General features: G+C 35.9%; 10 protein-coding genes. 9 read left to right on the plus strand and 1 reads right to left on the minus strand.

Features of this window, described 5'->3' with window-relative positions:
- Positions 1 to 262 (minus strand): transposase (locus HPY74_16335; protein NSW92211.1); only part of this gene is annotated, 262 nt, incomplete at its 3' end.
- A 440-nt stretch (positions 263 to 702) separates the two neighbouring features.
- On the opposite strand from HPY74_16335, the gene HPY74_16340 reads away from it, so the two are divergent.
- The 9 genes from HPY74_16340 (at position 703) to HPY74_16380 (ending at position 12,454) form a co-directional block, all read left to right on the plus strand.
- Positions 703 to 2,979 carry an AraC family transcriptional regulator gene (locus HPY74_16340; protein ID NSW92212.1) on the plus strand — a complete coding sequence of 759 codons (2,277 nt, stop codon included), beginning with the start codon at positions 703 to 705 and terminating at the stop codon, positions 2,977 to 2,979.
- 664 nt (positions 2,980 to 3,643) lie between these two features.
- Complete coding sequence (locus HPY74_16345; GenBank protein ID NSW92213.1) at positions 3,644 to 3,895, plus strand: hypothetical protein; 252 nt, start codon at positions 3,644 to 3,646, stop codon at positions 3,893 to 3,895.
- A gap of 3 nt (positions 3,896 to 3,898) precedes the next feature.
- Positions 3,899 to 5,299 (plus strand): extracellular solute-binding protein, encoded by a 1,401-nt coding sequence (locus HPY74_16350; protein ID NSW92214.1) that lies wholly within the window; start codon positions 3,899 to 3,901, stop codon positions 5,297 to 5,299.
- 125 nt (positions 5,300 to 5,424) lie between these two features.
- Positions 5,425 to 6,420 carry a sugar ABC transporter permease gene (locus HPY74_16355; protein NSW92215.1) on the plus strand — a complete coding sequence of 332 codons (996 nt, stop codon included), beginning with the start codon at positions 5,425 to 5,427 and terminating at the stop codon, positions 6,418 to 6,420.
- 235 nt (positions 6,421 to 6,655) lie between these two features.
- The gene (locus HPY74_16360; GenBank protein NSW92216.1) at positions 6,656 to 7,534 is read left to right on the plus strand and encodes a carbohydrate ABC transporter permease; all 879 of its coding nucleotides are present in this window, start codon (positions 6,656 to 6,658) and stop codon (positions 7,532 to 7,534) included.
- 213 nt (positions 7,535 to 7,747) lie between these two features.
- Positions 7,748 to 8,863, plus strand: a complete 1,116-nt coding sequence (locus HPY74_16365; GenBank protein ID NSW92217.1) for an Ldh family oxidoreductase — start codon at positions 7,748 to 7,750, stop codon at positions 8,861 to 8,863.
- 53 nt (positions 8,864 to 8,916) lie between these two features.
- Positions 8,917 to 10,089, plus strand: coding sequence for an NAD-dependent malic enzyme (locus HPY74_16370; GenBank protein NSW92218.1), 1,173 nt, complete (start codon positions 8,917 to 8,919; stop codon positions 10,087 to 10,089).
- A gap of 21 nt (positions 10,090 to 10,110) precedes the next feature.
- Positions 10,111 to 11,607 carry a glycerol kinase GlpK gene (gene glpK / locus HPY74_16375; protein NSW92219.1) on the plus strand — a complete coding sequence of 499 codons (1,497 nt, stop codon included), beginning with the start codon at positions 10,111 to 10,113 and terminating at the stop codon, positions 11,605 to 11,607.
- Between the two features lie 43 nt (positions 11,608 to 11,650).
- A complete protein-coding gene (locus HPY74_16380) occupies positions 11,651 to 12,454 on the plus strand; it encodes an endonuclease/exonuclease/phosphatase family protein (GenBank protein ID NSW92220.1) in 804 nt (267 codons plus the stop codon).
- The last annotated feature ends 201 nt before the right edge of the window (positions 12,455 to 12,655 follow it).

Genomic DNA, 12,655 nt, shown 5'->3' on the forward strand with positions numbered 1-12,655 from the left:
CTTTAGTGTTTTCTGGCATCTGCTCATCCATATTTATTGCCAATGTTACTTTCTTTTCAGCATCTTTTTCTTCAGTCATCTCACGGGCGACTTTTTTGAAGTGTTTAATAGGGTCTGGGTATATCTTTTGTAATTCATCCAGGTAGCCTAAGGACATAATTGTGCGGTCAGTGGAATATTTTTTTACCGGGTCTCTGTATTTTTCCGCAATGGACAAGAAGATCCTGCCGGTCTTTTTAATGGGGACCTGTTTAAGATACACGTAAAGCACCTCCCGAACTTATTTTTTCGTCTGTGTTTTACGTATATTATATCATATTATTCCAAATTATGCTACATAAATATGCAAAAAAATAAAAAAAATTTAGAAAAAAGCCCTTGATATACAAGGACTACAAGTTTTGCTTCCAATATTTAGGTGTTAAACTAGGGAATACCATGCACACAGATTAATTTATGCGAGGTAATTTTTTAACAAAAAAATTGCAAACTTCTACTTGACACAAACTTGACACAAACTTAACTTGATATTTTCAGTTGTAAATATTATAGTATATATGCTATAATTACCATAACATGGAGTATCTATATAGTTTATTTTACTTTTGCATAAGTACTATAAATAAAACTGTTTAGATTCATACAGTACCAGTTTTTCACTTACTGAAATCAGTTCGATTGACCTGATAGGGGGGGCAAAATTTGATAAAGGGCATTGAGTACATAAAACAGAGAAAAACAATTTTTATTAAGACATTCATTTCTTATATAGTTATTTTTACCATACCTTTTTTTTCTCTCGGATTAACCAATTACTACTTGATGGTCAATATCAATATGGAACAAACTGAAAACACATATATTAGCGCTTTAGAGGATATCAAAAATTCTACCGACAGAAATTTCGACTCATTGAACGTTTTTGCAGTACAACTTTCCTATATTCCTTGGGTTAACAAGTTTATGAATATGGGCGGCAGTAGCCTAAGTTACGATCGTGTAAGTGTTATCGACATTTTAAACAGCATGCAGGAATTGACCATATACAATTCGACTTATGAATTTGTAAGTGATATTGCCATATTGTTTAACAATAAGGATACTATTCTTTCTACAAGGGGAAAAGAAAATATCAACCAATTTTTTACCGACATTTTTCGTTATAAAAATATTGATGTATCTGAATGGAACCGGCTTCTTTCCCAATATAACAACAGGTTTCTAATTTTACCCCAGAATGTAAGTGTTTCGAACCAGCCCCGCAGGATACTTACATATATACAATCACTTCCTCCAGGTGATAAAAGCTTTAAAGCGACATTAATCTTGTTTATTGACATAGAGAAGCTGAACAGTAGTATGGAAAAAGCTTCAATACTGCAAAACGGTTCACTTTATGTATTAGATGAAAATAATAATTTTATTACTGGATTTAATGTTGACGATAAAATAAAATCCTTTGTTTCCACGCAGAAATATAAAAATATAAAAGGAGGTCTGGGGAACAACTTCAAGTTTTCTGATAATGAAAGGTATGCAATTTTCTATTGCACATCTGACAGCAATGGCTGGAAATATGTAGCTGCAATTCCCATAGGTGCTGTCATGTCCAAAATTAATTATATAAGGATTGTTACAGTATTGCTCTCCCTTGCATATCTTATGATAGGATTTGGTGTGTCATACTATGTGACTATGAGAAACTATAAGCCCCTCGATAGAATTATAGAGTTGATACGTTCTAGGCTATCTCACGAGAGAGTTGTGGAAAATGAATTTATGTTTTTGGAAAACGCAATTTATTCAATGTTTGCCAATGTAAACAGGAATATGAGCGAAATACACCTATACAAACCTTTAGCTAGGAATACCTGCTTGGTAAAGCTTTTAAAAGATGGGATAGATAGTGATGGCAGTCTTCTCAAAATAATGGACATGCTGGAAATTACATTCTATTATGACTATTTCATGGCTGTTTCACTGCTTTTAGCTGAAGATGGCTTCTTTTCCGAAACCGATTACAAAAACATTTCATCAGAAATTGCCTCGCATAATTCCCTTGTTTATTTTGCTGAAATCGATGCAAGAAATAAGGCAGTTATTTTTAACATGGAAAAGCCTGAATCAGCTAGAACGCTGGTCTATATTCTGAGTAAATACCTCATTGATGCATCCTTTATTTATAGGGCAATAGGGGTAGGAAAAGTTTATGATGACATCAATAGTTTGCATAAATCGTATGAAGAAGCAGTAGTTGGAATTGATTATAGGTTTGTAAATGGAGAAAGGAGTACGGTCTTTTTTGATGATATAAACGATAAGGATGATATGGTTGACAATATTCCCGAGGAGGAGATAAGTAATTTTATTAAGAGCTGTAATGTAGGCAGTGCCCTAGAATTAGCCAGAGAGACTATCTATCAGAGCATGAGAAATCGCCAATTGTCTTTAGGCACTATAAGATTTATGTGTTACAGTTTGGCTGCAATAGCTTTGAAGGCATTGGAAGATATGAATATAGAAGAGAAGGTTTCTATAAGTTTGAAGGAAATCCTTATCACGGACAATATTGAAGAGATGATGGAAACTATAGAGGAACTCTATAAGTCTGTATCTGCACTAATATCTAGAGAAAAGGAAAGCCATAATTCACAGCTTATTCAGGAAGTTATAGAATACATAAATAACAATTATGCTGATCATAACCTGTCACTAACACAGATTGCTGAAATATTTGGAGTATCTGCTTCTTATTTAAGTAGATTTATAAAAAACCAGATAGGATATAACTTTGTAGATTTTTTGAACAAGAAAAGAATTGAGGCTGCAAAATCTCTTTTACTGAGTGACCGGACTATTCTGGAGGTTGCCCGTGAGGTTGGATTTGATAATGACATTACATTCAGGAGACTTTTCAAAAAGTACACAGGATTGACTCCGAGTAAATTTAGAGGAATAAATTTAGAGGAATCTAACTAGGTTTTAAAGAAATATGATGCTTATGAACCTTGAGAACTCAACCTCACATTAGTAAAATGTGACAAGATGCGATGATTTGTGCTATAATAATACATATATAGCAATTATTGTAATGTCATTTTTGGAAAAGTAGTGGAAGAATATATAAATGAAAGAACAATACATATGATATGAGATACCTTAATATTCATTTCAATGGGCCTGATGATAGATGGAAGTAAATTCAATGAAAAGCATGGAGCAAAATTGAAATTTCACTATACTTCTAAACATGCTTCGTGGGTAAATCAGATAGAAATATTCTTTCCAATACTCCAATAGAAAGGTGCTTGAAACTATCAAGCTTTAAGTTCAAAAAGGAACTTAAAGAAATGGTGATAAAATTTATTAAGATCCGGAATGATAAAAGAAGGGTACGCTTTTAAAATCATCATTATATAATCTGTTACGGTACTCATTTCTAGTAAACCTGCCTAGGTCTTTAGCTTTATTGTTTTTATATATACGGACTGCTTATTATACCAAAAACTCATTTGTAAAAAAATTTATGTTCAAAATCAAAATATGTTTGTTGACAGTCTTTAAGTTTCAGGCTTATCTTTAAAACGAAAGGAGTTCAGCTTTGCTGAACACTAAAAATAATATTATTAAATGGGGGGTTATTATGAAAAAGTTAATTGCAAAAATATTAACTGTACTCGTGGTTGTGGCTCTTATATTACCGGGATGCCAAAAAACTGAAAAGGCAGAACCTGAAACCGGAACAGTGCAGAAACAGCCAACTGCAGCTCAGGGGGCGACAGGTCCTCAGAATCCTATGCCAATTGTGACAGATGGGTCGGTAACATTGTCAGTAGCAACATCAGATAATCCATATGCAGCAGCCAGTCTCACTCAGAATCTTCCGGTATGGTAGGAGATTGAAAAAATCACTGGCATAAAAATAAAATGGGATGTTGTTCCTTCAAGTCAGTATAAAACTGTAATGCAGACTAGACTATCTTCCGGTACAAATCTTCCTGATATAATAGATATGCCAGTCGATACTTATAAATACGGAAAAGATGGATTGATTATACCTTTGGATGATCTAATTAAGAAATATGGATTTTATGCAACGATAGCTTTCAAAAAGAAGCCTTTTCTTCCTGCATTGATGAAAACTCCCGATGGAGTTACATACCATCTCTCGGGTGCCAGAGATGAGGAAATAGCAGCAGGACCTTATGGATGGCTTATAAGAAAAGATTGGCTTGATAAATTGAAGCTAAGTGAACCTAAAACAATAGATGACTGGTATAATATCTTGAAAGCATTCAAGGAAAACGATCCTAATGGAAATGGACAGCCTGACGAAATCCCGATAACAAATAATTACGGTATAGCACAAATGTTCAACTGGGGAAATGCTTGGGGTCTGCACCTACGCTTCAGTAAAGGATTTTATCCTGATAAAGACGGTAAAATCCAATACGAGTGGTTAGAACCAAGAGCGAAGGAAGTGATCGTGTTTTTGAATAAGCTGTATAGCGAAGGTCTTTATGATAAGGAATGTGCTATTAACACGTCGGAACAGCAATTATCCAAAGTAGTCAGGAACCTAGCTGGTTCGGCGATAGAATGGCAGGAATCCACTACAATGTGGAACAACAAGTTGAAGGAGTCAGGAGTTAATGATGCGAATTGGATAATGACCAATATACCCTCTGGCCCTAATGGATACCAGGGACATATAGAAACTATCGGTTACGCTAATGGAATGGTTTCCATATCTAAGGATTGCAAGAATCCTGAAGTGGCTTTCAGATGGCTCGATTTTGTGATATACAGCTCAGAAAGTGTCAAACTGCGGACAGTTGGAATAGAAGGGATATCATACACTGTCGAGAATGGAGAAATCAAGATGACCGACTTTGTACTGAAAAATCCTGATGGTTTGGGTCCTGTAGAAGCCATAAGGTCAATAGGTGCTTGGCAGTATTTTCCGATGGTATTGAGTGCGGAGCTGACAGGCAAATTAAAGCTTAGCAATCCTTTGCATAAAGAAAGGGCCAAGTCAATTGAAAAGCAAATTGTACCAAGAGTAGAATTCGCAATAAATACAGATGAGGAATTTACAAAAATTAATAGAAAGCTGACCGATATCTCTACTTACAGGGATGAAATGATTACTAAATTCATAATAGGAGAGGAACCTATAGAAAATTGGGACAAATTCACAGGTATGCTAAAGAGTATGGGTATAGATGAAATACTCCAAGTGAGACAGACGCAGTATGACAGACTTCAGAGCTATGCTAAAGAGTATGGGTATAGATGAAATACTCCAGATGAGACAGACACAGTATGACAGGCTTCAGAAAAACTAATAATATAAGGCTGGTGCATGTACTATTATACAGTACATGCACCTCCATCATAGAAAATAGAAAGGATTAAAGTCATATGTTCAATAAATATGTAAACAATATAGCGTCCAATAAATATGTAAACAATAAAGCGGCGGAAGGTCCATTAATTAAAGTGCAGAGTGCATTATCGTGGCTGTGCCGAAATATTGCCAGGGACAAATATCTCATACTGCTGGTTTTATTTCCTGTGATCTATTTCATAGTATTTCATTACATTCCTATGTACGGAGTAATTATAGCCTTTAAAGATTTTTCTCCTTCAAAAGGCATTTTGGGCAGTCCGTGGGTAGGCTTACGTTGGTTTTATGAATTTTTCAACTCTAATTATGCTTTCAGGCTTATCAGAAATGTTTTACTATTGAATTTGTATAACCTTGTTTGGGGCTTTCCAATTCCAATCATGTTTGCCCTGCTTTTAAATGAACTTAAGAATGGCTTGTTTAAAAGAATAGTACAAACTGTAAGTTATCTTCCTCATTTTATTTCTGTAGTAGTAATAGTGGGAATGGTAGTGATCTTTCTTTCGCCATATGGCGGAATAATAAATGTAATTATTGAAAAATTGGGATATAAAAGTATTAACTTTATGAGTAAACCAGAATGGTTCAGGACTATATACATAGCAACGGGAATATGGCAAGAATTCGGATGGAATTCAATCATATATTTGGCAGCATTATCATCAATAGATCCACAATTATATGAAGCAGCAAAAATTGATGGGGCTTCAAGGTGGAAGCAGGTTATACATATAACTTTACCTGGATTAGCACCGACAATAATCATTCTATTTATCCTTCAGGTAGGACGCATGATGAAAGTAGGATTTGAGAAAATAATTCTGATGTATAATCCTGCAACTTATGAGGTGTCCGATGTCATTTCTCCTTATGTTTACAGAGTAGGCTTATTGGGTGGGGAGTTCAGTTTTGCGAGTGCTGTAGATCTTTTTAATTCAGTTATCAACTTTATTCTGCTGGTTTCAGTTAATAAGTTGAGCAAGAAACTGACAGATATAGCTTTGTGGTAAAAAGGTAGAATGATACCATATTTGGTTATTATTTGTTGAAATGCTTAAAAGATTTTAGGTATAAACCGAATTTGAGGTGTAATAGTTGTGGTAATTTATCCCACGGCGAATTGAAAATATTTTGGAATTTAATGGAGAATATTGAAGGTAAAGCAGAAAATGCTTGACCTAAAATATAGAATTTGGAAGCTCTATGACTTTAAAAATTCATACTAAAAAGTGGGAGGCTTGAAATATGCTTGATATTGGAAGGTTAAAGAGAAAGATATTTGATGTGTTTATTTATATAATAATGTGCCTTGTTATAGTAATATGCCTCTATCCCATAGTATATGTATTCAGCATGTCCATAAGTTCTCCATTGGCTGTTGCAAAGCAAGAAGTATGGCTGTTGCCTAAAGGGTTTTCACGGGGAGCATATAAACTGGTGTTTGATAACCCTGACATATGGAGAGCATATTATAATACAATATGGTATACTTTAATTGGCACTATAGTTAATGTTATCATGACGGTTGCTCTTGCGTACCCATTGTCCAGAAAGAGCTTCTTTGCGAGAGAACCCATCATGTTTTTCATAACCTTTACTATGTTTTTCAGTGGAGGCATCATACCGTCCTTTATTCTTATAAACAAGCTGGGATTGTATAATACCCGCTGGGCTTTAATTATACCAGGAGCTATAGGAGTATTTTATGTAATCATTGCTAGGACTTATTTTGAAACGATACCTGAGAGCCTGATAGAGTCAGCGAAACTAGATGGAGCAAACGAGGTAACAATCCTATGGAAGATAATAATGCCCCTATCCATGCCAATTATAGCAGTCCTAATTCTTTTTTACGCAGTGGGGCACTGGAATAGCTATTTCAGTGCGTTAATCTATCTGCCTAACCAGAAACTGCAACCTCTTCAGCTATACCTCGTGAAGATACTCATTGAAAACACCCAGGACCTTGCAGCTAATATGCTGCCTGGAGAGCAGAAAAGTTTGGCTACAATGCAGATAAAGTACGCCGTCATTATGGTTGCAGTAGTTCCTATTCTGTGTGTTTATCCTTTTCTCCAGAAGTATTTTGTCAAAGGCGTAATGATAGGAGCTATAAAGGCATAGAGAAATACATGAGAATATAAAGAATTTTGACCAATCAATTGCAATAAAAGACAAATTTTCTGACAAAATTGTCCATATGCAAAGATATTTCGTAGAGATAAAATAAAATATAAATGAAACTATCAAGCATTTTAAAAATACCTCAAAGTGGACGAGAATGTATTTGTGTACTTCACTAATCTAATTTTATTATAAAGGAAAGGATGATTAATTGTGAGTGAAAAAATAGTCTGGCTTCCATATGACCTAGCAGAGAATTTTATGATAGATGCCTTCAAGGCTATAGGAGTTCCGGAAGAAGACGCAAAAATATGTGCAGACGTACTTATTACAGCTGATAAATTGGGAATAGATTCTCATGGCGTTGGGCGCTTCAAAACAATATATTATGACAGAATAAAAGAAGGCATTCAAAATCCTGTAACAAATTTTGAAATAATTAAAGAAGGTTATACTACTGCAGTTGTTGACGGACATGATGGAATGGGACATGTAATAGGCAAAAAAGCAATGCAAATAGCTATTGATAAGGCAAAAAAATATGGAATGGGGATGGTTGCAGTAAGAAATTCTAACCATTACGGAATAGCTGGTTATTATGCTCTCATAGCAGTAGAAGAAGGAATGATAGGTATAACTGGGACAAATGCAAGGCCATCAGTAGCACCAACATTTGGTGTAGAGAATATGTTAGGAACAAACCCATTGACATTTGGAATACCTACAGATGAAGAATTTCCCTTTCTGCTTGACTGTGCTACTTCTGTGTCTCAGAGAGGGAAAATAGAAATGTATGATAGGGCAAATAAAGATATACCTGTAGGATGGGTAATAGATGAGAATGGAAATTACAGGACAGATACAAAGCAAGTACTTATAGATTTAACAAAAGGTAAAGCTGCACTGACACCACTAGGAGGAATAGGAGAAGAAGGTGCTGGTTACAAAGGATATGGATATGCAACAGTTGTGGAAATACTTTCTTCAGCCTTGCAAGAAGGAGCATTTCTCAAGATGCTTAGTGGATTTGATGAGAATGGGAATAAAGTTCCATACAGGCTTGGTCACTTCTTTATTGCAATAGACATAAGTGCATTTACAGAACTTGAAAAATTTAAGAAGACAGCGGGAGATATATTAAGACAACTAAGAGCATCAAAGAAAATGCCGGGACATGATAGAATATACACTCCCGGAGAGAAGGAATATATAACAATGCAAGAAAGGAAGGATAAGGGAGTACCTTTTAATGAAGCTCTCCAGAGGCAATTCATACAGGTTAGAAATGAACTTGGATTGACACAGTATAAATTCCCATTTGAACAATAAGCGGTTTTTATCAAATATTTTGGTTAGAAAATATAAGCAGGAGGAATTTAGTAATGACTCAATTAAAAGAAGAGGCGTTAAAGCTTCATAAAGAATGGAAAGGAAAAATTGAAGTAATAAGTAAAGTACCTGTTGCAAATAAGAGAGATCTTTCTCTTGCATATACTCCAGGAGTTGCAGAGCCTTGCTTAGAAATCCAGAAAGATATAAATCTTTCTTATAAGTACACAAGAAGGTGGAATCTTGTAGCAGTTATTACAGATGGTACTGCAGTACTTGGGTTAGGAGACATAGGTCCGGAAGCTGCAATGCCGGTTATGGAAGGTAAATGCGTGCTGTTTAAGGCCTTTGGTGATGTGGATGCTTTCCCACTTTGTATAAGGTCAAAAAATGTTGATGAAATAGTAAACACTATAAAGCTTATATCAGGAAGTTTTGGAGGAATAAATCTGGAGGACATATCTGCTCCGAGATGCTTTGAGATAGAAAGAAGGCTTAAAGAAGAGTGCGATATTCCAATATTCCATGACGATCAGCATGGTACGGCCGTTGTAGTGTTGGCAGCACTGATGAATGCGCTTAAAATAGTAAACAAGAACATTAAGGATATATCGGTAGTGATAAACGGCTCAGGAGCAGCAGGTATAGCTGTAACAAGGCTTTTAATGAAAATGGGTTTGAACAATGTAATATTGTGTGATAGACAAGGAGCAATTTATGAAGGAAGAGAAGGTTTAAATCCAGAAAAGGAAGAGATGGCAAGAATTACAAACTTTGAAAAGAAGAAAGGTACACTACGGGATGTCATAGCAGCTGCTGATGTGTTTATAGGGCTATCTGCTCCCAGAATAGTGACGAAGGAAATGGTGAAGAGCATGGCTAAGGACCCTATAATTTTTGCTATGGCAAACCCTGTGCCTGAAATAATGCCAGATGAAGCCAGGGAAGCTGGTGCGGTGGTAGTGGGAACAGGGAGATCAGATTTTGCAAACCAGATAAACAACGTGCTGGCATTCCCGGGAATATTTAGGGGAGCTCTGGATGTAAGGGCAAGGGATATCAATGATGAGATGAAGATAGCGGCAGCTAAAGCTATAGCTTCATTAGTAAGTGATGAGGAGTTAAATCCTGAGTATATTATACCAGCACCATTTGACATGAGAGTTGGAAAGGCAGTCGCGGAAGCAGTTGCTAAAGCTGCCAGAGAATCAGGTGTAGCAAGGTAATTAACATTGAAGGTGAATGAAATGAGTAGGAAGTATGTAATTACCCTTGACCAGGGTACAACCAGTTCAAGAGCTATTATTTTTGATTCTGAAGGTAGAGTTATTGGTTCTGTCAGTAAGGAACAATCACAAATTTACCCGAATCCAGGTTGGGTAGAACACGATCCGGAGGAGATATGGCAAAATCAAATAGAAGTAATGATAGAAGTACTTGAGAAGTGTAGTGTTAATGCGAAAGATATCCTAGCCATTGGTGTAACCAACCAACGAGAAACAGTTTTGTTATGGGATAAAAACACAGGTAAACCTGTATATAATGCTATTGTTTGGCAGTGTAGAAGGACTGCAGGAATTTGTGAACAGCTTAAAAAGGACGGACTAGCAGAAGAAGTGCGCAAAAAGACAGGCCTAGTAATAGATGCCTATTTCTCAGGAACAAAAATAAAATGGGTTCTTGAAAATATCCCGGGTGTGAGAGAAGAAGCAATAAAAGGAAACATTTGTGCAGGTACCATTGATACATGGCTTATATGGAAGCTTACAGGTGGGAAGGTACATGCTACCGACTTCTCAAATGCTTCAAGGACAATGTTGTTTAACATAAATACACTTAAATGGGATGATGAGCTCCTTAAGATGTTAAATATTCCTGAGGTTATTCTCCCGGAAGTTAAGCCTTCGTGTACTATATTTGGTTACACGGATAGCAAAATTCTAGGCAAAGAAATACCTATAGCATCTGTCATTGGAGATCAGCAAGCTGCTTTGTTTGGTCAGATATGTTTTGAAGAAGGTATGGCTAAAAATACCTATGGTACAGGCTGCTTTCTATTGATGAATACAGGTAGGAAGGCTGTTTTGTCAAAAAATAATTTACTGACTACTATAGCTTGGGGAATAGAAAATGAAGTCGATTATGCTTTAGAAGGTAGTGCATTTATTGGTGGAGCAATTATACAGTGGTTAAGAGATGGACTAAAGATCATTAAGACGGCAAAAGAGTGTGATGAATTAGCTGAAAGAGTTAATGATACAAAGGGAGTATATTTTGTTCCTGCTTTTGTTGGAATGGGTACACCATATTGGGATATGTATACTAGAGGAGCAATATTGGGTTTAGTAAGAGAAGTAACACGGGAACATATTGCAAGAGCTGCTCTTGAGTCTATTGCATATCAAGTTAAGGATATCGTCGAATGTATGAAGGAAGATGCACATTGCGATATCAAGTCTCTTAAGGTTGATGGTGGAGCTAGTGTAAGTAATGTTATGCTGCAGTTCCAGTCTGATATATTGCGTGTAAATGTATATAGACCTAAAGTGGTTGAAACCACAGCGCTTGGAGCTGCATTTATGGCTGGATTGCATATAGGTATGTGGTCAAGTAAGGAAGAAATTTCTAAAAGATGGACTGCTGATAGAGTTTTTACACCCCAGATGAATGAAGAGTACTGTAAAAAGCTATACAAAGGCTGGAAAAAAGCTGTAGAACGTTCTCTTAAGTGGGTTGAAGAGTAAAATTTAATAAAAATAATAAAAATAATGAAGAGGAGGTTATATTATGAAATATTTCACAAAAAAGTTAGTTAATTTTTTTGTGGCAACGGCAGTGATGCTAGGGACATTAGGCATTGGGAGTTCTGCGACCGCTACCGCAGCAACCATTAAGGTAATGACCTATAATATTCATAGTGGTATTGGAACAGATGGTGTATTAAACCTGGATAGGATAGCGAGTGTAATCCAAGCAGAAAATCCGGATATCGTTGCTCTCAATGAGGTAGATAAAAATACTACTCGAAGTGGTATGGTTGATCAAGCCCAATACTTAGCAAATAAATTGGGTATGTATTATGTTTTTGGAAAATCTACGAATATGTTTGGAGGAGAATATGGTAATGCGGTTTTAAGCAAAACTCCTATTAGTTCTTATACGGTCCACAATTTGACAAGTGTGGGAGAACAAAGAACGTGTTTGGAAGTTCAGACACAAGTTAACGGCACAACAATTAATTTCTTTGTTACTCATCTGGGATTAGATTCAAATGAAAGAATTACACAAGTGGATGAAATTAAACAGTTGGTTGCTAACAGGACAGGACCTAAAATAGTAGTTGGAACTTTTCAAGATAGCCCTACAGGTACGCCAGTGCAGTCAATGTTATATGATTTTAGAGATGCTTTTGCAGTAGCAGGAACGAGTTCGGGGTTTACTAATGCAAATCCTAATGTTACTGTACGAAATAGCTATATCTTTATCGGTAAAAATTATGCAACTAATATAACCAATTGTACTGTTCCAAGTACTACATCAGCTCGAACAGGTTCTACTCATCGACCTGTTGTTTCTATTGTAAACTGGTAGAAAGTATAAATGAGGGTGTCTTTTTTGTAGACACCCTCTACAAACCTTAAATTTTTTGTTGTGTTTTGCACACTCAGAGATGAAGCTTATAATATGGCAATAACCACATACGATACCGTACTGGATATATACAGAAACCCATCAAAGATTGTACCAAAAATAATTCCTGAAACCAGAAGGACTAAAAGTCATTCATTCTTT

The organism is Bacillota bacterium (genome assembly GCA_013314855.1).
Lineage (GTDB): Bacteria > Bacillota > Clostridia > Acetivibrionales > DUMC01 > Ch48.

Bases quoted from the DNA above. Each gene is read 5' to 3' on its own strand.
- glpK (NSW92219.1), top strand. From the start codon at position 10,111: ATGAGTAGGAAGTATGTAATTACCCTTGACCAGGGTACAACCAGTTCA.
- HPY74_16380 (NSW92220.1), top strand. From the start codon at position 11,651: ATGAAATATTTCACAAAAAAGTTAGTTAATTTTTTTGTGGCAACGGCA.
- HPY74_16370 (NSW92218.1), top strand. From the start codon at position 8,917: ATGACTCAATTAAAAGAAGAGGCGTTAAAGCTTCATAAAGAATGGAAA.
- HPY74_16355 (NSW92215.1), top strand. From the start codon at position 5,425: ATGTTCAATAAATATGTAAACAATATAGCGTCCAATAAATATGTAAAC.
- HPY74_16345 (NSW92213.1), top strand. From the start codon at position 3,644: ATGAAAAAGTTAATTGCAAAAATATTAACTGTACTCGTGGTTGTGGCT.
- HPY74_16360 (NSW92216.1), top strand. From the start codon at position 6,656: ATGCTTGATATTGGAAGGTTAAAGAGAAAGATATTTGATGTGTTTATT.